This is a genomic window from Vibrio sp. Y58_MX_L22, from assembly GCF_024181865.1.
Lineage (GTDB): Bacteria > Pseudomonadota > Gammaproteobacteria > Enterobacterales > Vibrionaceae > Vibrio > Vibrio alginolyticus.
Genome location: NZ_JAMZAN010000001.1, coordinates 946,812 through 966,970, shown reverse-complemented (window position 1 = coordinate 966,970; position 20,159 = coordinate 946,812). Strand labels below are relative to the sequence as shown.

The following is a 20,159-nucleotide window of genomic DNA, read 5'->3' as shown; positions in this document are numbered from 1 at the left end:
TTTTTAACTGAAAGCGATGTAAATCCTCGTTATCTCTTTGATAAATAAAAAGAAAGCAGCCAAGGCTGCTTTCAAAAAAAATTTAATATATCAAAAAATTATAGAACCATGCGTACGATGTCAATTTCACCTAACTCTTTGTACAGTGTCTCAACCTGCTCGATAGAGGTTGCAGTAATGTTGATTGACACAGAGTGGTAGTTGCCCTTAGCACTTGGTTTAACGGTCGGGCTGTAGTCACCTGGAGCATGGCGCTGAATAACTTCAAGAACAAGCTCTGGAAGTTCAGGCTTTGCATGACCCATTACCTTGTAAGTAAATGAACAAGGGAACTCAAGCAGGTCTTTTAATTTTGCATCAGAGTTGATGGTTAGCATATCGATAACTCCAGTAGATATTCGTTGCGGTGCGAAATAGTACAGTCAAATTAGGGGGAACTCAAGACGAGGAGCTCAAACTTAAAAAGCCGCCCATTCAGGCGGCTTTGCGAATAAGTTTGCTACTCTAACGTTCTTTTTAGAAGAAGCTCTTGAATAACAATACGATGTAATCCCACATGCGGCTAAATAGACTACCTTGCTCTACGGTTTCTAGTGCCATTAGTGGGTACTCGGCAATATCTTCACCATCGATCTGATAGTATAGCTTACCAACTACATCACCTTTATTAATTGGGGCTTCTAGCTCTTTTTCAAGGACGAAGCTTGCTTTTAGGTTTTTCGCTTCACCACGCGGTAGTGTTACGTAAGTATCTTGGTCAAGACCCAGTGCTACGGTGTCTTTGTTACCCATCCACACTTTTTCTTCTACGAACGTTTCACCTGCTTTGTGCGGTGCCACTGTTTCGAAGAAACGGAAGCCGTAGCTTAGCAGCTTTTTGCTTTCTGACTTACGAGCATTGGCATCTTTAGTACCCATAACGACCGCAACCAAGCGCATTTGACCTTCAGTTGCTGAACTTACTAGGCTGTAACCCGCATTACTTGTGTGACCCGTTTTGATGCCGTCAACGTTCATGCTCTTATCCCAAAGTAGACCGTTACGGTTGTATTGGGTGATGCCGTTGTAAGTAAATTTCTTCTCTGAGTACACTCGGTACTCATTTGGTACGTCACGGATAAGTGCTTTACCTAGCAGTGCCATGTCGTATGGTGTTGAGTACAATTCTGCGTTATCTAAGCCATGAACGTTGGCAAAGTGCGAGTTAGTCATACCCAATGTGTTGGCCCAAGCGTTCATTAGGTCAACAAATGCATCTTCTGAACCTGCAATATGTTCTGCCATCGCAACACAGGCATCGTTACCTGACTGGACGATGATACCTCGGTTCAGGTCACGTACTTTAACTGTTGTGCCTACTTCAATGAACATCTTTGATGAATCAGGGAAGTTTTTCGCCCACGCATTTTTACTGATGGTGACATCATCATCTTCTGAGATATTACCACGCGCTAGCTCTTGGCCGATTACATAGCTGGTCATCATCTTAGTCAGACTAGCTGGAGACAATTTTGTGTTCATCTCTTTCTCTGCCAGTACTTTACCTGAATGGTAATCCATCAGCACGTAGCCCTTCGCCGCGATTTGAGGGGCATCTGGAACAACGATAGGTGATGCAAGAGCAGATTGAGCGAAAGTTGCAGAAAGGGCAACCGAAGAAACGAGAATAGATTTCACAAACTTATTTTTATTCATGGTAATTCAAATTTTTGGGTTAACTGCAGACATCTTATCAGAATCCCTAGTTATGTAAGAGGGGGATCAAAGAGAAATTCATGACACGAGGTCATTTGGCAGTGTTGTGTTTTTTAATAAATGCAGACGAATAGCCGAGCAACTTTACTTTATCTAATGTGGCTTGCGTCAGGGAATAGTCAGTAAATGGCCCTAACAACAAGCGATAAGACTCTTTCGCACTCTCTAGGAAAGTTTCTGTATCCAACTTTTGACCAAGCTCGGTACCTAAAGTTCGCGCGCGTTCTTCATTTTTTGATGATGCCACTTGAATAACGTACCTAGGGTGCGCTTCTAATGACTTTTTGTCCGTGGGCTGATTGATACTGATCACTTCAATTTCCACGTTCGCGGTGCCTGTTTTTATGACATCTAACTTGTGCGCGGCGGCATAGCTTAAATCAATGATACGACCATCGTGAAAAGGACCTCGGTCATTAACTCGTACTACGGTGGTTTTGCCGTTGTCAGTATTGGTAACTTTTACGTAACTTGGTAACGGTAGCGTTTTATGCGCTGCCGTCATTGAGTACATGTCATAGATTTCGCCATTAGAAGTCAAATGACCTTGGAATTTTTTCCCATACCAAGATGCGCGGCCTTTTTCTTTAAAGCCTTTCGCATTGCGAACTATTTTGTAGTCTTTGCCACGCAAGTGGTAATCTTTGTTCCCACCTAGGCTGTACGGTTCATATTTAGGATGCGCATCCTCGATGTGTTCGACTGAAAGCGGTGTATCCGGTGCAACATCGGATTCGAGTTCGTAACGGCCTTCTTGTTCTTTTTGGCTAGTTGATGAACAGCCTGCCAAAATAAGAGCAGAGAAAACCAAGGAATATAAAGCGCGTTTTTGCATGTCTAGGTCGCCTTAGAGAATGCTTTTCGGTGCGTATGAATCGACATCAGAATACCAAAACCAGCCATCAAGGTTACCATTGATGTGCCGCCATAACTGATGAGTGGCAACGGTACACCTACTACAGGTAGGATGCCACTTACCATGCCAATATTTACAAAAATATACACGAAGAAGCTGAGTACAATACTGCCTGCCATCATTCGTCCAAATGCGGTTTGCGCTTGGCTGGCGAGATATAAACCTCGTCCAATAATAAATAGATAGATGGCTAAAAGGCAAAGGAAGCCAATCATACCCCATTCTTCAGCAATTACTGCAAAGATAAAGTCAGTGTGTCGTTCAGGAAGAAATTCTAGTTGTGACTGCGTACCTTGCAACCAACCTTTGCCGGAAATACCGCCGGAGCCAATCGCAATTTTACTCTGAATAATGTGGTAGCCCGCTCCTAGCGGATCAGACTCCGGGTTAAATAGAGTACGAACTCGCACTTTTTGATACTCTCGCATCAAGAAAAACCACAGAATTGGAATGAAACCACCTAATGCAATCGCAGCACCAGCAATTATTTTCCAGCTAATGCCGGCGAGGAAGATAACAAAAATACCGGAAGCCGCGATCAGGATTGAGGTACCTAAGTCAGGCTGTTTTGCAATGAGAATGGTTGGTAAGCAGACCATAATCAGTGCAACAATGAGTGTTCTTAGCGTTGGTGGGAGGGGCTGTCTACCAACATAGCGAGCTACCATTAATGGCACCGCGAGCTTCAATAGCTCTGACGGTTGAAAGCGCACAAAACCGAGGTTAAGCCAACGCTGCGCGCCTTTCGATGCTTCACCGAAAAACAGCACGCCGAAAAGCAGTATAACGCCACCAACGAACATCAAAGGTGCCAAGCTTTCGTAAGTTCGTGGAGAAAGCTGTGCAAGGACGAGCATCACAACGAGTGAAAGCACCATTCGCATGGCTTGGCGATCCATCATCAGTAAACTTTGGCCACTGGCGCTGTACATGATCACCAGGCCAAACCCCATCAGGGCCAGTATGCCAAGTAGGAGTGGTAAGTCGATATGGAAGCGTTCAAACAGGGCGCGATTTTTACCTGTAGAGGGATCCATCTTCATTACTGTTTTACCTCTTTCTTCGCATTGTTTTCAGGCTCAATTTCTTCTGGACCAAGAACGACTCGGTCAAAAATTTTCCTTACTACTGGGGCACCGTTACTAGAACCACCACCGGCATTTTCTAGTACTACAGTGACGACCACTTTAGGATCATCAAATGGTGCAAAGCCAGTAAATAACGCATGGTCACGTAAGTGCTCGGCGATCTCATCGGCGTTGTATTCTTCGTTTTCACCCAGACCGAAGACCTGTGCAGTACCTGATTTACCCGCTGTTTCATAATTCATTTTGTAGAATGAGCGGCGAGCTGTTCCGCGCGTGCCATGGTTTACCCGACGCATGCCTTCTTTCGCCATATCCCAGTACTTTTTAGGCACATTCTTGATTGGTGGGTAAGTCACGTATTCTGTCGTTTGCTGCTCTTCGAAGTCGTTACCATTTTCTATCGTCGCTTTGAGCAAGTGAGGTGCGATCACTTCTCCCTCGTTTACTAATACGGAGGTTGCTTTGGCGATTTGCATTGGTGTTGCTGTCCAATATCCTTGGCCGATACCCACAGGGATCGTATCACCTTTATACCATGGGGTTTTATGGCGAGACATTTTCCAGTCACGAGTCGGCATATTCGCCTTACTTTCTTCGTAGATATCAATGCCAGTGTAATCACCAAAACCGAACATCATCATCCAATTCGAAATACGGTCAATACCCATGTCATAAGCGATTTGATAGTAGAAGGTATCAACAGACTCTTCGATCGACTTAATGATATCGACGCGCCCGTGCCCCCAACGCAACCAGTCACGAAACGGGCGTGTGTTGGAGTTTGGTATGCGCCAATAACCAGGGTCATTTCGTGTGGTGTTAGGTGTGACGACACCTTCTTGCAGCGCGGCTACCGCCATAAATGGTTTGATGGTAGACGCAGGAGGGTAAATGCCAAGTGTAGTGCGGTTGACCAAAGGACGGTTTTTATCGTTCAAAAGGGCGCGATAATCTTTACCTGAGATTCCGTGCACGAATGAGTTAGGATCGTAGCTAGGGCTTGAAACCATAGCCAGTACGCCGTTGTCTCTAGGATCGATTACTACAGCACTGCCTCGGCGGCCGTCCAACAATTGGTGTACGTACAACTGCAAGTTGATATCAAGGTTTAAAACGATGTCTTTTCCGGGTACAGGTGGAACGTACTTTAAGGTACGAATTACTCGGCCGCGGCTGTTTACCTCGACTTCTTGATATCCGGCTGTACCGTGTAAGAGGTCTTCGTAGTATTTTTCAATACCCAGCTTACCAATGTCGCGAGTGGCTTGATAGTTTGCGTCTTTTTCTTCTCGGATCAGGCGCTGCATGTCGCGATCATTGATTCGAGAAACATACCCAATCACGTGGGTTAAGACTTCGCTGAAAGGGTAGTAGCGCTTTAAGGTCGCACTTATTTCCACACCTGGAAAGCGGTACTGATTGACGGAGAATACCGCTACTTGTTTTTCGTTCAGTTGGGTAAGCAGTGGGACCGATTTAAATCGACGAGTCCGTTTACGCTCGTGGTGGAAACGTTCAATCTGGTCTGGTGTAATTTCCAGAATAGTTTGTAATTCTTGGATGGTTGCATCAATGTCTTTAATTTTTTCTGGGGTCAGTTCTAAGTTAAAGACGGGACGGTTCTCTGCCAGTAAAACGCCATTTCGGTCATAAATTAGACCTCGGTTAGGCGCGATAGGCACCACTTTGATGCGGTTATCGTTCGAGCGGGTTTGATAGTCTTGAAACTGGTTCACCTGAATGTTGTACATGTTGGCAACCAGAGCTCCCATCAAGACAACAATGCCGATAAAAGCAACAATAGCGCGGCTGGCAAACAGACGCGCTTCGGCTTGATAATCTCGGATTTGACTGCGGCGTTTACGAATCATTAACGCTTGGCTCTAAAGTTAAACAACGATTATTCGCGATGATAAGGGTGGTTAGCGGTGATGCTCCACGCTCGGTATAAGCTTTCTGCCATTACGATACGCACTAGAGGGTGGGGTAGCGTTAAGGCAGATAATGACCAGCTTTGGTCTGCTGCAGCTTTGCATGCAGGAGCGAGTCCTTCAGGACCGCCGATTAATATTGATACATCACGGCCATCTAATTTCCAAGCTTCTAACTGCTCAGCGAGTTGAGGAGTGTCCCATTTTTTACCTGGGATATCTAACGTGACGATACGGTTGCCTTTTGGTACCGCCGCGAGCATCGCTTCTCCTTCTTTTTGCAGGATGCGAGCGATATCGGCATTCTTACCACGCTTGCCAGCAGAGATTTCAATCAACTCTAACGGCATATCATGCGGGAAACGGCGACGATATTCTTGAAAGCCTTCCTCAACCCATTTTGGCATTTTTGTGCCAACAGCAATTAGTTGAATTTTCAAAAGATTAACCCCAGAGTTTTTCTAGCTGGTAGAGTTCGCGGTGCTCTTCTTGCATCACGTGAAGCATGGCGTCGCCCATATCTAGAACTACCCATTCACCTTCGTTTTCACCTTCCATTCCTAGTGGCTCAAGACCGGCTTTTTTCACCTCTGTTGCAACATGGTCAGCGATGGATGAAACGTGGCGTTTGGATGTACCAGTACAGATGATCATGTAATCTGTCACGCTTGATTTATCTTCCACATTTAGGACGATAATGTCTTCCGCTTTCATGTCGTCGGCTTTATCAGCTAAAAAGTCTTTCAGTTCTTCGCGAAGCACTCGGTTTTCCTCGGTTTGTCTCTTATCTCTACAGTGTTTTACATTCTTGCTTGCAAAACAGGTCGCGCACTATATCACGCTTTGATTTTTAAATTGCCAGCTTAATATCAGGAGAGCAGGTTTCTAAGCTCAACTGATGAATAGTTGGCCATACAGACTCGTCATATTGAGTTTTGGCTTTTATCTCTGCTTGAGCCAACAAGGAGAGCAATGCACAAATACGACTCGCTGATAAGCGGGTCAGTGCTGCGTTATAGAGTGGACGCTTGTTTTGCCAAACTCGATATTTCTCAAATACCTGGTTCATTCCCATTTGAGTTAAGTCTTGATGCATATTTAAAAGTTGGCTCAACTCTTTTTGTACACTTCGAATCAAGATCACGGTCTCAACCCCTTCCGCCTCAAGTTGGCGAAGAATACGTTGTGCACGGTTTGCTTTACCTGCCAGTAAGGCGTCGATCCAGTTAAAGGTAGTGAAGTGGTTATGGCGACTTAGGGCTTCCTCTAAACGTATGATGGTCAGCTCACCATCCGGGTAGAGTAGGGCCAATTTCTCTAAGCTTTGTGTCAATGCAAATAGGTTACCTTCATGCCATTGAGCCAACATTTGCAGTGATTGCTGATCGGGTTTTAGTCCCAACATGCGGCAACGTGTCTGAATGAACATAGGTAGGCGTTGAAGGTCTGGCGACAAGCAGCTTACCCAATCGCCTTTTGAGCTTAATGCTTTGAACCATTTCGCATTTTCTTGGGCTTTGGTCAGTTTGCTACCAACAATGACGAGCATGATGTCATCATGAAGCATATCACACAGTGTTTGCAGCTCTTTGCTGACGGCGGTTGTCACGCCACTTTCAGGAATTTCAAGCTCAATCAATTGACGGTTTGAAAACAGGCTCATCGCTTGGAAACAGTCGTAAACTTGATTCCAGTCGATGCTAGCATCCACCGCAAAACGGTGTTTTTCCTCAAAACCTTGCTGAAACGCTGCCTTTTGGATTGCTTGGCGGCTTTCTTGAATCAGTAACGGCTCATTACCAAAGATTAAGTAAACCTGTTTAACTTGTTTAGTTAAATGATCCGTTAGCTTATCGGCATAAATTCGCATAGTGACTAAGAGTTTTTGTTCGCTGGCTCAGAGATTTGTCCTGCTTCATATTCGGCACGAATACGGCCCAACTGGCGCATCATCTGTTTTGCAGCTTGCAAGCGCATCTCGTCTTCAATTACGTCACGCTCAACAGATTTTGCAAGTGCGGTCAACGGGTTGTCTAGGTAGTTGCGGTTTACTGTTGTCGTAAAGTTTTTAGAACCATAGCCAGGAATTGTCACACGGTATTTTACTACGTATGTCAGCTCTTTTTCTGCTGCACGGCTATTTTGATAAAGCGATAGTGTACGCTCATCGATTGTCGCTTCCGTCAAATGAAGGTTGGGTACCGTCGATGATGGTTGAACAAGTTCAACTTTGTTCAGTTCGAGTTGAGAGCGAACATAGCGAGTTAATTCACTGTATTCATCGTAGCTGGAGAAAGACATAGTGTGCAGCTCTTCCGGTACGGAATACTCGCCGCGAAGGTGAAAACCACAGGCAGAAAGAAGCCCCGCTAATACCAATACCACTGGTAGTTTAATCAAAGAGAAAAAGCGCATTGATTGTATTCATCCTAAATTGAAGGGGTTATTTACCTTAAACCACTCATGTGAATGGTTTGAGGTAAATAAACAGGGTAGAAAACTACCCTGTTTAATGACTCTTGGTTAACAAATAAGTTCGCTAAACAGAGACAAATTGACAGCTGCGATTAGTTTGCAACGATGTTCAGCAGTTTACCTGGAACGTAAATAACTTTACGAATAGTCAGGCCATCAGTGAACTTAACCACGTTTTCGTCGTTTAGACCAAGCTGTTCGATATCGTCTTTAGAGATATCAGCTGGGACTGTTAGCTTCGCACGTAGCTTACCGTTAACTTGAACAACGATAGTTTTTTCGTCTTCAACTAGCGCTTTTTCGTCAAACGTCGGCCATGCCGCGTTATCAATGTCTGTTTCACCTAGTGCTGCCCATAGCTCGTATGAGATATGCGGAGTGATAGGGTAAAGCATGACAACAATAGCTTTCAGTGCTTCGTCAAGGATTGCACGATCTTGCGCAGATTCTTGAGGCGCTTTCGCTAGTTTGTTCATCAGCTCCATGATCGCTGCGATCGCGGTGTTGAATGTTTGACGACGAGCGATATCGTCCGTCACTTTCGCGATAGTTTTGTGAACGTCGCGGCGAAGTGCTTTTTGATCACCAGAAAGCGCTGAGGTATCTACTGCTTCTGCTGCGCCTTTCGCTGTGTGCTCTTTCACTAGTTTCCAAACACGTTTTAGGAAGCGGTTCGCACCTTCTACGCCAGACTCTTGCCATTCAAGTGTCATGTCCGCTGGAGACGCGAACATCATGAATAGACGTACTGTGTCAGCGCCGTACTTATCTACCATTTCTTGAGGGTCGATACCGTTGTTCTTAGACTTAGACATCTTGATCATGCCTGAGTGCGTTACATCACGACCTTCAGTGTCTTTAGCAGAAGTAATGCGGCCTTTACCATCACGTTCAACGGCTACGTCTGTTGGAGCTACCCACTCTTTGCCGCCTTTCTCGTTCTCGAAGTAGAACGCATCAGCCAGTACCATGCCTTGACACAGTAGTTGCTTGAACGGTTCGTCAGACGTTACGTAGCCCGCGTCACGTAGCAACTTGTGGAAGAAGCGTGAGTACAGTAGGTGCATACAAGCGTGCTCGATACCGCCGATGTACTGGTCTACTGGTAGCCAGTAGTTTGCTTTTTCTGGATCTAGGATGTCGTCTGCTTGCGGTGAACAGTAACGCGCGTAGTACCAAGAAGATTCCATGAATGTATCGAACGTATCTGTCTCACGTAGAGCAGGTTCGCCGTTGAATGTGGTCTTCGCCCATTCTTTATCTGCTTTGATTGGGCTGGTTACGCCGTCCATTACCACGTCTTCTGGAAGAATCACTGGTAGTTGGTCAGCAGGTACTGGGTGAACTTCACCGTCTTCAGTCGTTACCATTGGGATTGGTGCGCCCCAGTAACGTTGACGAGATACACCCCAGTCGCGTAGACGGAAGTTTACAGTCTTAGTGCCTTTGCCTTCTGCTTCTAGCTTCGCTGCAATTGCATCGAACGCCGCTTGGAATTCTAGGCCGTCGAATTCACCTGAATCGAACAGTACGCCTTTCTCTGTGTATGCTGCTTCAGAGATGTCTAGCTCGCTGCCATCAGCAGGCTTGATAACAGGCACGATGTCTAGACCGTACTTCGTTGCGAACTCGTAGTCACGTTGGTCGTGTGCAGGTACAGCCATTACCGCGCCTGTACCGTAGTCCATCAGTACGAAGTTTGCTACGTATACTGGTACTTCGCGGCCGTTCAATGGATGAATTGCAGTAAGGCCAGTCGCCATACCTTTCTTCTCCATTGTCGCTAGCTCAGCTTCTGCAACCTTGTTGTTCTTACATTCGTCGATAAACGCTGCAAGCTCTGGATTGTTCTCTGCTGCAAGAGCTGCAAGAGGGTGACCGGCAGCGATACCCACGTAAGTCACACCCATTAGCGTATCTGGACGTGTTGTGTAAACTTCTAGGTCTTGTTGACCCTTAACTTCAAACTTCAGTTCAACACCTTCAGAACGACCAATCCAGTTGCGCTGCATGGTTTTCACCATTTCAGGCCAACCTTCAAGCTTGTCTAAGTCGTCTAGTAGCTCTTGAGCGTACTCAGTGATTTTGATGAACCATTGAGGGATTTCTTTTTGCTCTACAGGCGTATCACAACGCCAGCAACAACCGTCTTCAACCTGCTCGTTTGCAAGAACAGTTTGGTCGTTAGGACACCAGTTAACAGAAGAAGTCTTTTTGTAAACTAAACCTTTCTCGTAAAGTTTAGTGAAGAACTCTTGTTCCCAGCGGTAGTACTCCGGTGTACATGTTGCGAATTCACGGTTCCAATCGTAACCAAAGCCTAGAAGCTTAAGTTGGTTCTTCATGTATTCGATGTTTTCGTAAGTCCAAGGTGCTGGCGCAGTTTTGTTTTTTACTGCTGCGTTTTCTGCAGGTAGACCGAATGCGTCCCAACCGATTGGTTGCATCACGTTTTTGCCTTGTAGGCGTTGGAAACGAGATACTACATCACCGATAGTGTAGTTGCGCACGTGACCCATGTGCAGTCGACCACTTGGGTATGGGAACATGGACAGACAGTAGAATTTTTCTTTATTTGGGTCTTCACTTACAACAAAGGTTTTGTTGTCATCCCAGTGCTTTTGAACTTTTTGTTCAATATCTTGTGGGTTGTATTGTTCTTGCATCGATGGTATCCGTTATCTTGGAATTTGTGAGTTCGGTTAGAACAGACTTAAATAGATCGTCATAGAATACCTAAAGCTAGGGATCACAACAATAGCCAATCTGTACCCATGCGCCCTTAAGTGACGCAGGTAGGAGAAAGATGGAGGTCAGTTATGCCTAAACGTAAAACAGGTTATGAGGAAATGCTCGAGGATGTGATTGAAACCTTGAAGCACAGTCCGGAAGAAGTTAACAAAGCGATTGAGACGTCGGGCAAAGTGGTGGATGCTGCTAATGACTTGACCAAAGATGAATTGGCTTTAATCAAAGCGTACCTTAAAGCAGACTTAAAAGAGTTTTCAGAGAGTTACGAGGATAGCAAAAGCGGTCCGTTTTACTTAACGATTGCGGATTCGATATGGCAAGGGCTGTTAGAGATTACAGACCGAACTAAAGTTGAGTGGGTTGAGTTGTTCGATGACTTAGAGCATCAAGGGCTATATGAAGCAGGAGAGGTGATAGGCTTAGGCACTTTAGTCTGTGATGAGTGTGGTCACAAGACAACGTATAACCACCCAACAGTAATCATTCCGTGTATTAAGTGTAGTCACAAAGGCTTTACTCGTCAGTCATTAAAGCCATAAATGGCGAGTAACGACTGTATAATGCAATGAATAAAAAAGAGGCTTAGTCGCCTCTTTTTTGTCTTTTCTACTTTCAAGCTGTTATCAGCTCTGTTTTCTTCTTAAACCGAAAGCCAGCGCTAAACTTAACCCTACCCAAATATACAATGGCCAAGTACCAACGATTCGATATGGCGTTTTCCCATCGGTTGGGGTGAGCTCTGCGCGCAGTACTGCAGTTTCAAACTGCGGAACTTGCTCAACGATTTTACCCTTGTGATCGGTTACCGCTGTTAATCCATTGTTAGTCGAGCGGATGAGCGGTTTGCCCAACTCTAAGGCACGCATACGGGCGATCTCCATATGCTGAAGAGGGCCGATAGAGTGACCAAACCATGCATCGTTTGAAAGCGTTAGAATGAAGTCTGTTTCGTCAGTCACATTTTGACGCACTTGCTCATTAAAGATGATCTCATAGCAAAGCGCTGGTGCCATGTGCATGCCATTCGCAACGATGTTTGGCTGCACAAAAGCCCCACGGCTAAACGATGACATCGGTAGGTTAAAGAATGGCGCTAATGGGCGCAAAATATCTTCAAATGGTACAAACTCACCAAACGGTAGTAGGTGATGCTTATGGTAACGTTCGCTTAAATCGAAGCTGTAGTCACCGTATGGTGTGATGCCGAGGGACAGAATACTGTTGTAGAACTGTCGATCTTCAGCTTGGTTGACGACACCGGTGATGATTGCGCTGTTATTCATTTTTGCAGCGCTGTCGATATTGCTCAAAAATGAAGGCACTTCAATTTCAAAAGCGGGAATTGCTGCTTCTGGCCAAACGATAATGTCAGCGTCCCAGTTTTCACGAGTTAAGTCAGCATATTTCATGATGGTTGGCCAGCGTTGACTTGGTAGCCACTTTAGGTTTTGGTCTACGTTACCTTGAATCAGTGCGAGCTTAGTCGTGTCTTCTGGTCGGGGTGTTACCCAATCGTAGTTGCGAATCCCAAAGCCAGTACTGAGTAATACCGCAGGGATAATCACCATCAGCCACTGCTTATGAATCCATGCATAGGCTAACGCCCCTGCGCTGATAAGGATAAATAGAGTAAGCAGTTCTACGCCGCCAATTGGTGCAAAGCTTGCGAGTGGAGCATCTATCTGGCTATAGCCTAGCCATAACCAAGGGAAGCCGGTCATCACCCAACCACGCAACCAATCACTTATCAGCCATAAAGCAGGTGCAGCGAGAAGTGCTTTTGTGAGCGTAAATTGAGGAAACAGCTTGTTGTTGAGCCAAGCAAATAAGCCTGAATAAACAGCCAAGTAGGCAACAAGTAAGCCCATTAAAAATAAATTGGCAATGAGCGGCATACCGCCAAAACCGGAGATACTGACGTAAACCCAGCTAACGCCAGTTGCAAATTGACCTAACCCCCAAGCATAACCAATCCATAGTGCGCGTTTCGGAGTTTGGTTAGCAAGAAGAATCAGTAGAATTGCAGGGCTAAGAATGGCAATAGGCCACAGCTGGTAAGGAGCGAAAGCGAGTGTAGTAGAGGCGCCAACAAAAGCGGCCACTAAGGGCCGCTTAAGGCGATGAAAGAGTTCATTCATCATTGTAATTTCTGAGATTCCCAATGGGTATCGCGTTACTCTTGAGTGGCTTCAACCAGGGTTTCTTCGTCTGGGATCGTCACTTGGAGTTGAATGACACGACGGTTATCGGCAGCGGTGACTTTGAAGTTGTAGCCTTCAATTTCAACCAGTTCACCACGAGAAGGTAAGTGACCAAAGGCAGTCATGACCATACCACCAACGGTATCAACTTCCTCATCGCTGAAGTTGGTTCCGAATGTCTCATTAAACTCTTCGATGGTTGTCAGCGCTCTGACAGCAAACGTATGCTTGCTCAGCTTACGAATGTCCGTCTCTTCACTTTCATCGAATTCATCTTCAATATCCCCGACGATTTCCTCAAGGATATCTTCAATGGTCACAAGACCAGAAACACCACCGAATTCATCGACAACAATGGCCATATGATAACGTTCTTCACGGAATTCTTTCAGCAGTCGATCAACGCGTTTACTTTCCGGTACTACAACCGCTGGTCGAATGACTTCTTCGATATCAAATGGATTACTGCCTGAGCCTAAGTATTTAAGTAAGTCCTTCGCTAGAAGTATGCCTTCCACATGGTCTTTATCTTCGCTGATCACAGGGTAGCGAGAGTGTTGAGCATCGGTAATCAAAGCAACCAAGGTATCAAGGTCGTGAGTACGCTCAACGGTAACCATTTGCGAACGCGGGATCATAATGTCACGCACACGCATTTCGGAGATTTCCATAACACCTTCGAGCATATCGCGAGTGTCATGGTCAATCAGGTCGTTAACTTCAGAGTCGCGGATAACATCCACAAGCTCTTGGCGATCTTTTGGTTCGCCCTGAAATAGTTGACCTAGACGTTCAAAGAAGGACTTTCTACTCGGACCTTCTGCCTTTTCTTTCTTATCTTCGTTAGAAGAGGGAGAATTATCTTCGTTCATTGTTTCTCAATTAAGTAACGCTATCAGAAGTGTGATAGCACACATAGAGAGGCGAACACGAGAGTCATTTAGGTGGTTCGCCTTTCCCTGTCGAGTGGCCAATAGCTACTCTTTTTCAGCAATGTAAGGATCTTCATAACCCATACCTTGCATGATTTCGGTTTCGAGGGACTCCATCTCTTCGGCTTCGTCATCCTCTATATGATCATAACCTAGCAGATGCAAGCTGCCATGTACAACCATATGCGCCCAATGTGCTAGCAGAGGCTTGCTCTGTTCAACCGCCTCTTTTTCAACAACTTGGCGGCAAATAATCAAATCACCAAGTAAATCTATTTCCATACCAGGAGGTGCTTCAAATGGAAACGACAACACATTAGTTGGTTTATCTTTGCCGCGATACTCATGGTTGAGCGTATGACTTTCTTGTTCATCAACAATACGAATGGTGACTTCGGCTTGTGGCTGGAAGAGAGGAATTGTCTTATCTAGCCACAATTGGAAATCTTGCTGCGAAGGCAGACCTTCTTCATTTTCGACTGCCAGTTGCAGATCAAGTTCAATCGCCATGATTATTCCTTAGTTGAAGCAACTTGTGCATTCAGTTCGGCTTTTGCTGCTTCTAGTAACTTCGCATCGCGTTCTTCACGACGGCGTTTCTCGAACTCTTTACGCTCTTTCTGGTCTTGTGCTTCCCACTTCTCGTACGCGTTAACGATACGAGCAACCACAGGGTGACGTACAACGTCGTCGGCTAAGAAGAAGTTAAAGCTGATGTCGTCAACTTCGCTTAGTACTTCAATAGCATGACGAAGACCCGATTTCGCACCACGAGGTAAGTCAATCTGCGTGACATCACCAGTGATAACCGCGCGAGAGTTAAAACCAATACGCGTTAGGAACATCTTCATCTGTTCAACTGTGGTGTTCTGACTCTCATCAAGAATGATAAAGGCGTCGTTTAGAGTACGACCACGCATGTAAGCAAGAGGGGCAACCTCAATCACGTTACGTTCAATCAGCTTCTCTACGCGCTCAAAGCCCAGCATTTCAAATAGGGCGTCGTATAGCGGACGTAGGTATGGGTCGACTTTCTGGCTTAAATCACCAGGTAGGAAGCCCAATTTCTCACCAGCTTCAACCGCTGGACGAGTAAGTAGAATACGGCGGATCTCTTGGCGCTCTAGTGCGTCAACAGCTGCTGCTACAGCAAGGTAGGTTTTACCTGTACCTGCCGGGCCAATACCAAAAGAAATATCATGCGTGACCATGTTAACCAAGTACTGCGCTTGGTTTGGCGTACGTGGTTTGATCACACCTTTCTTGGTTTTGACGAAGACTTCTTTACCATGCTCGATATTAGACTCAGTATTCTGCTCAAGAACACCAGACTCTTTGATCGCTAGATGGATTTGCTCAGGCTCAATATCTGGGATCTCACCTCGTACAGGTGCGGTATCAACATATAGAGTTTTCAGGATATCCAGCGCAGCTGATGCGGTATGAGGTTTACCGACAATCGTAAAGTGGTCACTACGGTGGTTAATTTCAACGCCTAGACGACGTTCTAAATGCTTGATGTTGTCATCGAATGGACCGCACAGGCTAGCTAGTCGGCGGTTGTCTGAAGGTTCTAGGTTAATTTCTAGAGTTACGATTTTATTGCTCAATGTTGCCTCTCATTTTTTGCCACTTAGTGAGAGCCTGATAACGACCAGGCTCTCTATGGCTATTTATACGAGCTTACGGCGTAAAAGTAGCTACACCCAGCTCATCTTCGCGACGTGTTTTCGCCATCATCTGCGTTGGGGAAATCACACTACGAAGATCCATGTCTTTTTCAGTACGTACTAGCTCACCACGCAGTGAGTTTGCAAATACGTCTACGATCTTCACATCAACGAACTGACCAATTAGGTCTGCACTACCTTCAAAGTTTACTACACGGTTGTTTTCTGTACGAGCGCGTAGTTCCATTAGGTTTTTCTTCGAAGGACCTTCAACTAGAACACGTTGTTCTGTGCCAAGCATTAAGCGAGAGTAACGCATCGCTTGAGCATTGATAGTTTGCTGTAGTTCGTAAAGGCGCTCTTTCTTCACTTGTTCTGACACATCACAAGGGTAATCCGCTGCTGGCGTGCCTGGACGTGGAGAGAAAATAAAGCTGAAGCTCATGTCAAAGTCTACATCTTTGATTAGCTTCATGGTGTCTTGGAAGTCTTTGTCTGTCTCACCAGGGAAACCAACAATAAAGTCTGAACTGATTTGAATATCAGGACGAGCTTTACGCAGTTTACGGATGATCGATTTGTATTCGATAGCGGTGTGAGGGCGTTTCATCATCGTTAGGATACGGTCACTACCACTTTGCACAGGTAAGTGCAGGAAGCTCACAAGTTCTGGCGTATCTTCGTATACTGCGATGATGTCGTCTGTGAATTCTAACGGGTGGCTCGTCGTGAAACGAATACGGTCGATACCATCGATAGACGCAACCAAACGAAGCAGTTCTGCAAATGAACAGATCTCACCATCGTGCATAGGACCACGGTACGCGTTTACGTTTTGACCCAGAAGGTTTACTTCACGTACGCCTTGTTCAGCAAGTTGGGCGATTTCGAACAGTACGTCATCCATTGGACGGCTTACTTCTTCACCACGAGTGTACGGTACGACACAGTAAGTACAGTACTTAGAGCAGCCTTCCATAATAGAAACGAATGCTGTCGCACCTTCAGCGCGAGGTTCAGGTAGGCGGTCGAATTTTTCGATCTCTGGGAACGAAATGTCCATAACTGGTGCATCATCGGACTGAGATTGTTTGATCATCTCAGGTAGGCGGTGCAAAGTTTGTGGGCCAAAAATAACGTCAACGTATGGTGCACGTTCACGAATATGGTCACCTTCTTGCGTTGCTACACAACCACCTACACCGATAACTACGCCAGGTTTTTTATCTTTTAGTGTTTTCCAGCGGCCTAACTGGTGGAAAACTTTCTCTTGCGCTTTTTCACGGATCGAACAGGTGTTAAGTAGAAGTACGTCTGCTTCCTCTGGCTCTTCCGTCAGCTCGTAGCCGTTTGCAGCATTAAGCAGGTCGGCCATTTTTGATGAATCGTATTCGTTCATCTGGCAGCCCCAGGTTTTAATTAGCAGTTTCTTACTCATCTCACTTTCGCTCGTTCAGTTGTACTTAAATCGGAGAGCTATTGCTCAAATTATAGCCGCCATCACGGCGGTAAGCGGCGTATTGTACTGCTTTAAAAAGCACCTGACTAGTGATCTAGCTAATTCTCTGCAAAGCCTGATGAAATCTAGTTTTTCGCCCTATGCAGAACAAGGTTTTTTGTTAAACAATTTTGTAAAAATAGCCATGGAAAGTACAATAAAAAACGCCAATTAATCAGCACGATGAAGAGTGAAAAATGAACAAGTATGACATCGCCGTGATCGGTGGCGGTATGGTTGGGGCAGCCGTCGCTGTTGGATTTGCCAAGCAGGGCAGAAGCGTTGTCTTGGTCGAAGGTACAAAACCTAAAGTTTTTGATGCCGCTCAGGCGATGGATATTCGTGTATCTGCAATCTCGCACCAGTCGGTGGAGTTACTTGATTCACTCGGAGCATGGCCAGAGATCAAGAGCATGCGAGTTTGTCCTTATCGGCGCTTAGAAACTTGGGAGCACCCAGAGTGCCGTACTCGTTTTCACTCTGATGAATTGTCATTGGATCAGCTAGGTTACATCGTTGAAAACCGCCTAATCCAATTAGGTCTTTGGCAAGTCTTCTCTCAGTATGAAAATCTAACCGTGATGTGTCCTGAGCGATTAAAAGCCATTGAGTTTGCAGATGTAAATCTTGTGACACTAGAAAGTGGGGCGCAGTTTGAAGCTAACTGGGTGATTGGTGCTGATGGTGCAAACTCTAAAGTTCGTCAATTGGCTGGAATTGGTGTAACTGCGTGGGATTACCGACAACACTGCATGTTGATTAATGTGAAAACAGAATTGCCTCAGCAAGATATTACTTGGCAACAATTTACACCTTCAGGCCCACGTTCATTTTTACCTCTGTGCTCTTTGAGTAACGACGATGGTCAAGTAGTAGGCCAAGGTTCTTTGGTTTGGTATGACTCGCCTAAACGTATTAAACAACTGTGTGCGATGAGTAAACCTCAACTAAGAGAAGAAATTTTACGTCATTTCCCTGCTGAATTAGGCGATATTGAAGTTTTACAGTTTGGCTCATTCCCACTCACTCGTCGTCATGCGCAAAGCTACTCAAGCAAAAATTGCGTGTTAGTGGGTGACTCTGCCCATACGATCAACCCGCTTGCAGGGCAAGGGGTAAACTTAGGCTTCAAAGATGTAGACGTTCTCCTTTCGGTAACAGAACAACAAGAAAAGCTGGAAGATACCTTACTCGCGAAATACGAACGCGCACGTCGACCTGACAACTTACTCATGCAGACGGGCATGGACTTTTTCTATAAAGGTTTTAGCAACGATCTAGGGCCATTGAAGTTCGTACGTAATGCTGCATTGAAGCTTGCTGAAAACTCAGGGCCAATTAAGGCTCAAGTACTGAAATACGCGTTAGGTATGTAGTAAGCTACTCAAATCACAGATAGAAAAAAAGCGAGCCATGAGCTCGCTTTTTTAATTCGGCAAATCTAATGATTTCCCGAGTCCAGAACCAAAAAAAGAAAAAACCCAGCAAAGTCATGCTGGGTTTTCCGATAATGGTGCGGAAGGAGAGACTTGAACTCTCACACCTTGCGGCGCCAGAACCTAAATCTGGTGCGTCTACCAATTCCGCCACTTCCGCAACTTAATCTATAGATATCAAGATAATTGGTAAAATCTCAATATCGTTGTATATGGCAGGGCTACCTGGATTCGAACCAGGGAATGGCGGCATCAAAAGCCGCTGCCTTACCGCTTGGCGATAGCCCTACAGCGTAAATAGTCAAAGACTACTTAACCTCTCTTATCGAGAGAAAGAATGGTGCGGAAGGAGAGACTTGAACTCTCACACCTTACGGCGCCAGAACCTAAATCTGGTGCGTCTACCAATTCCGCCACTTCCGCGTATTCTGATAGTGTAGATTAATTTAAGATGGTGCGGAAGGAGAGACTTGAACTCTCACACCTTGCGGCGCCAGAACCTAAATCTGGTGCGTCTACCAATTCCGCCACTTCCGCATCTTAAATCTACGTGACTGATAGCTTATGCTAGCAATCTAATCAATGGTGGCTACGACGGGATTCGAACCTGTGACCCCATCATTATGAGTGATGTGCTCTAACCAGCTGAGCTACGTAGCCATTTTAAACTTTTGAGCAAGAATGGTGCGGAAGGAGAGACTTGAACTCTCACACCTTGCGGCGCCAGAACCTAAATCTGGTGCGTCTACCAATTCCGCCACTTCCGCAACTTGATCTGTAGATATCAAGATAATTGGTAAAATCTCAATATCATTGTATATGGCAGGGCTACCTGGATTCGAACCAGGGAATGGCGGCATCAAAAGCCGCTGCCTTACCGCTTGGCGATAGCCCTACATTGCTCTAATAAAAGAGACTTTAATAATGGTGCGGAAGGAGAGACTTGAACTCTCACACCTTGCGGCGCCAGAACCTAAATCTGGTGCGTCTACCAATTCCGCCACTTCCGCAACTTATTCTGTAGTTATCAAGGTAATTGGTAAAAACCTAAATAACGTTGTTTATGGTGGCTACGACGGGATTCGAACCTGTGACCCCATCATTATGAGTGATGTGCTCTAACCAACTGAGCTACGTAGCCATTTTAAAACTTTGATCAAGAATGGTGCGGAAGGAGAGACTTGAACTCTCACACCTTGCGGCGCCAGAACCTAAATCTGGTGCGTCTACCAATTCCGCCACTTCCGCAACTTGATCTGTAGATATCAAGATAATTGGTAAAATCTTAATATCATTGTATGTGGCAGGGCTACCTGGATTCGAACCAGGGAATGGCGGCATCAAAAGCCGCTGCCTTACCGCTTGGCGATAGCCCTACATTGCTCTAATAAAAGAGACTTAAATAATGGTGCGGAAGGAGAGACTTGAACTCTCACACCTTGCGGCGCCAGAACCTAAATCTGGTGCGTCTACCAATTCCGCCACTTCCGCAACTTATTCTGTAGT

General features: G+C 45.5%; 17 protein-coding genes and 12 tRNA genes. 2 read left to right on the top strand and 27 right to left on the bottom strand.

Translation table 11 applies throughout. The features are described from left to right. Window positions 1-98: 98 nt before the first annotated feature. The 10 genes from ybeD to leuS form a co-directional block, all read right to left on the bottom strand. Window positions 99-377 carry a DUF493 family protein YbeD gene (gene ybeD, locus NL626_RS04265; RefSeq protein WP_005384135.1) on the bottom strand — a complete coding sequence of 93 codons (279 nt, stop codon included), beginning with the start codon at window positions 375-377 and terminating at the stop codon, window positions 99-101. Window positions 378-516: 139 nt separating this feature from the next. Next, complete coding sequence (locus tag NL626_RS04260) at window positions 517-1,695, bottom strand: serine hydrolase (protein WP_005384132.1); 1,179 nt, start codon at window positions 1,693-1,695, stop codon at window positions 517-519. Window positions 1,696-1,786: 91 nt separating this feature from the next. Continuing rightward, window positions 1,787-2,590, bottom strand: coding sequence for a septal ring lytic transglycosylase RlpA family protein (locus NL626_RS04255; RefSeq protein WP_005384131.1), 804 nt, complete (start codon window positions 2,588-2,590; stop codon window positions 1,787-1,789). A 2-nt stretch (window positions 2,591-2,592) separates the two neighbouring features. Continuing rightward, window positions 2,593-3,714 carry a rod shape-determining protein RodA gene (rodA, locus tag NL626_RS04250; protein WP_005384128.1) on the bottom strand — a complete coding sequence of 374 codons (1,122 nt, stop codon included), beginning with the start codon at window positions 3,712-3,714 and terminating at the stop codon, window positions 2,593-2,595. Continuing rightward, complete coding sequence (mrdA, locus tag NL626_RS04245) at window positions 3,714-5,630, bottom strand: penicillin-binding protein 2 (protein ID WP_005384126.1); 1,917 nt, start codon at window positions 5,628-5,630, stop codon at window positions 3,714-3,716. Before mrdA ends, rodA begins: the two co-directional genes overlap by 1 nt. Before the next feature lie 29 nt (window positions 5,631-5,659). Then, a complete protein-coding gene (gene rlmH, locus NL626_RS04240; RefSeq protein WP_017821762.1) occupies window positions 5,660-6,130 on the bottom strand; it encodes a 23S rRNA (pseudouridine(1915)-N(3))-methyltransferase RlmH in 471 nt (156 codons plus the stop codon). 4 nt (window positions 6,131-6,134) lie between these two features. Continuing rightward, on the bottom strand, window positions 6,135-6,452 hold the full coding sequence (gene rsfS, locus NL626_RS04235; RefSeq protein ID WP_005373015.1) for a ribosome silencing factor: 318 nt from the start codon (window positions 6,450-6,452) through the stop codon (window positions 6,135-6,137). A gap of 88 nt (window positions 6,453-6,540) precedes the next feature. Continuing rightward, a complete protein-coding gene (holA, locus tag NL626_RS04230; protein WP_213894123.1) occupies window positions 6,541-7,560 on the bottom strand; it encodes a DNA polymerase III subunit delta in 1,020 nt (339 codons plus the stop codon). Between the two features lie 5 nt (window positions 7,561-7,565). Then, window positions 7,566-8,105 carry an LPS assembly lipoprotein LptE gene (lptE, locus tag NL626_RS04225; RefSeq protein WP_005384122.1) on the bottom strand — a complete coding sequence of 180 codons (540 nt, stop codon included), beginning with the start codon at window positions 8,103-8,105 and terminating at the stop codon, window positions 7,566-7,568. 152 nt (window positions 8,106-8,257) lie between these two features. Then, complete coding sequence (gene leuS, locus NL626_RS04220) at window positions 8,258-10,831, bottom strand: leucine--tRNA ligase (RefSeq protein ID WP_005384121.1); 2,574 nt, start codon at window positions 10,829-10,831, stop codon at window positions 8,258-8,260. Window positions 10,832-10,984: 153 nt separating this feature from the next. Here leuS and NL626_RS04215 point away from each other — a divergent pair, with 153 nt between their 5' ends. Next, complete coding sequence (locus NL626_RS04215; protein WP_005384120.1) at window positions 10,985-11,455, top strand: zinc ribbon-containing protein; 471 nt, start codon at window positions 10,985-10,987, stop codon at window positions 11,453-11,455. A gap of 84 nt (window positions 11,456-11,539) precedes the next feature. Here NL626_RS04215 and lnt read toward each other — a convergent pair whose 3' ends face one another. From lnt to miaB, 5 genes are all read right to left on the bottom strand, one after another. Continuing rightward, entirely contained in the window at window positions 11,540-13,057 is a 1,518-nt protein-coding gene (gene lnt / locus NL626_RS04210) for an apolipoprotein N-acyltransferase (protein WP_005384119.1), read from the bottom strand. Between the two features lie 32 nt (window positions 13,058-13,089). Then, window positions 13,090-13,989, bottom strand: coding sequence for a CNNM family magnesium/cobalt transport protein CorC (gene corC, locus NL626_RS04205; RefSeq protein WP_005384118.1), 900 nt, complete (start codon window positions 13,987-13,989; stop codon window positions 13,090-13,092). 105 nt (window positions 13,990-14,094) lie between these two features. Further along, window positions 14,095-14,559, bottom strand: a complete 465-nt coding sequence (gene ybeY, locus NL626_RS04200) for an rRNA maturation RNase YbeY (protein WP_005373030.1) — start codon at window positions 14,557-14,559, stop codon at window positions 14,095-14,097. A 2-nt stretch (window positions 14,560-14,561) separates the two neighbouring features. Beyond that, the gene (locus tag NL626_RS04195; protein ID WP_005373033.1) at window positions 14,562-15,659 is read right to left on the bottom strand and encodes a PhoH family protein; all 1,098 of its coding nucleotides are present in this window, start codon (window positions 15,657-15,659) and stop codon (window positions 14,562-14,564) included. Between the two features lie 73 nt (window positions 15,660-15,732). After that, on the bottom strand, window positions 15,733-17,157 hold the full coding sequence (miaB, locus tag NL626_RS04190; RefSeq protein WP_005373038.1) for a tRNA (N6-isopentenyl adenosine(37)-C2)-methylthiotransferase MiaB: 1,425 nt from the start codon (window positions 17,155-17,157) through the stop codon (window positions 15,733-15,735). Between the two features lie 257 nt (window positions 17,158-17,414). Between miaB and NL626_RS04185 the strand changes: the two genes are divergently transcribed. Next, a complete protein-coding gene (locus NL626_RS04185) occupies window positions 17,415-18,593 on the top strand; it encodes a 2-octaprenyl-3-methyl-6-methoxy-1,4-benzoquinol hydroxylase (protein WP_005384117.1) in 1,179 nt (392 codons plus the stop codon). A 135-nt stretch (window positions 18,594-18,728) separates the two neighbouring features. On the opposite strand, the gene NL626_RS04180 is transcribed toward NL626_RS04185, so the two are convergent. From NL626_RS04180 to NL626_RS04125, 12 genes are all read right to left on the bottom strand, one after another. Continuing rightward, window positions 18,729-18,813: transfer RNA gene (locus NL626_RS04180), tRNA-Leu, on the bottom strand. A 53-nt stretch (window positions 18,814-18,866) separates the two neighbouring features. Continuing rightward, window positions 18,867-18,941: transfer RNA gene (locus tag NL626_RS04175), tRNA-Gln, on the bottom strand. Window positions 18,942-18,991: 50 nt separating this feature from the next. After that, window positions 18,992-19,076: transfer RNA gene (locus NL626_RS04170), tRNA-Leu, on the bottom strand. Window positions 19,077-19,105: 29 nt separating this feature from the next. Further along, a tRNA-Leu gene (locus tag NL626_RS04165) sits at window positions 19,106-19,190 on the bottom strand. 46 nt (window positions 19,191-19,236) lie between these two features. Then, window positions 19,237-19,313, bottom strand: a tRNA-Met gene (locus tag NL626_RS04160). A 22-nt stretch (window positions 19,314-19,335) separates the two neighbouring features. Further along, window positions 19,336-19,420, bottom strand: a tRNA-Leu gene (locus NL626_RS04155). A 53-nt stretch (window positions 19,421-19,473) separates the two neighbouring features. After that, window positions 19,474-19,548, bottom strand: a tRNA-Gln gene (locus NL626_RS04150). 30 nt (window positions 19,549-19,578) lie between these two features. Continuing rightward, window positions 19,579-19,663 (bottom strand) — tRNA-Leu (locus NL626_RS04145). A gap of 54 nt (window positions 19,664-19,717) precedes the next feature. Next, a tRNA-Met gene (locus NL626_RS04140) sits at window positions 19,718-19,794 on the bottom strand. A 22-nt stretch (window positions 19,795-19,816) separates the two neighbouring features. Then, window positions 19,817-19,901 (bottom strand) — tRNA-Leu (locus tag NL626_RS04135). Between the two features lie 53 nt (window positions 19,902-19,954). Then, window positions 19,955-20,029 (bottom strand) — tRNA-Gln (locus NL626_RS04130). A gap of 30 nt (window positions 20,030-20,059) precedes the next feature. After that, window positions 20,060-20,144 (bottom strand) — tRNA-Leu (locus NL626_RS04125). Window positions 20,145-20,159 lie beyond the last annotated feature (15 nt).

What these genes read in the sequence shown, in the direction of transcription:
- ybeD (WP_005384135.1), bottom strand. Translation starts at nt 377, where the DNA reads ATGCTAACCATCAACTCTGATGCAAAATTAAAAGACCTGCTTGAGTTC.
- NL626_RS04260 (WP_005384132.1), bottom strand. Translation starts at nt 1,695, where the DNA reads ATGAATAAAAATAAGTTTGTGAAATCTATTCTCGTTTCTTCGGTTGCC.
- NL626_RS04255 (WP_005384131.1), bottom strand. Translation starts at nt 2,590, where the DNA reads ATGCAAAAACGCGCTTTATATTCCTTGGTTTTCTCTGCTCTTATTTTG.
- rodA (WP_005384128.1), bottom strand. Translation starts at nt 3,714, where the DNA reads ATGAAGATGGATCCCTCTACAGGTAAAAATCGCGCCCTGTTTGAACGC.
- mrdA (WP_005384126.1), bottom strand. Translation starts at nt 5,630, where the DNA reads ATGATTCGTAAACGCCGCAGTCAAATCCGAGATTATCAAGCCGAAGCG.
- holA (WP_213894123.1), bottom strand. Translation starts at nt 7,560, where the DNA reads ATGCGAATTTATGCCGATAAGCTAACGGATCATTTAACTAAACAAGTT.
- lptE (WP_005384122.1), bottom strand. Translation starts at nt 8,105, where the DNA reads ATGCGCTTTTTCTCTTTGATTAAACTACCAGTGGTATTGGTATTAGCG.
- leuS (WP_005384121.1), bottom strand. Translation starts at nt 10,831, where the DNA reads ATGCAAGAACAATACAACCCACAAGATATTGAACAAAAAGTTCAAAAG.
- NL626_RS04215 (WP_005384120.1), top strand. Translation starts at nt 10,985, where the DNA reads ATGCCTAAACGTAAAACAGGTTATGAGGAAATGCTCGAGGATGTGATT.
- lnt (WP_005384119.1), bottom strand. Translation starts at nt 13,057, where the DNA reads ATGATGAATGAACTCTTTCATCGCCTTAAGCGGCCCTTAGTGGCCGCT.
- corC (WP_005384118.1), bottom strand. Translation starts at nt 13,989, where the DNA reads ATGAACGAAGATAATTCTCCCTCTTCTAACGAAGATAAGAAAGAAAAG.
- ybeY (WP_005373030.1), bottom strand. Translation starts at nt 14,559, where the DNA reads ATGGCGATTGAACTTGATCTGCAACTGGCAGTCGAAAATGAAGAAGGT.
- miaB (WP_005373038.1), bottom strand. Translation starts at nt 17,157, where the DNA reads ATGAGTAAGAAACTGCTAATTAAAACCTGGGGCTGCCAGATGAACGAA.
- NL626_RS04185 (WP_005384117.1), top strand. Translation starts at nt 17,415, where the DNA reads ATGAACAAGTATGACATCGCCGTGATCGGTGGCGGTATGGTTGGGGCA.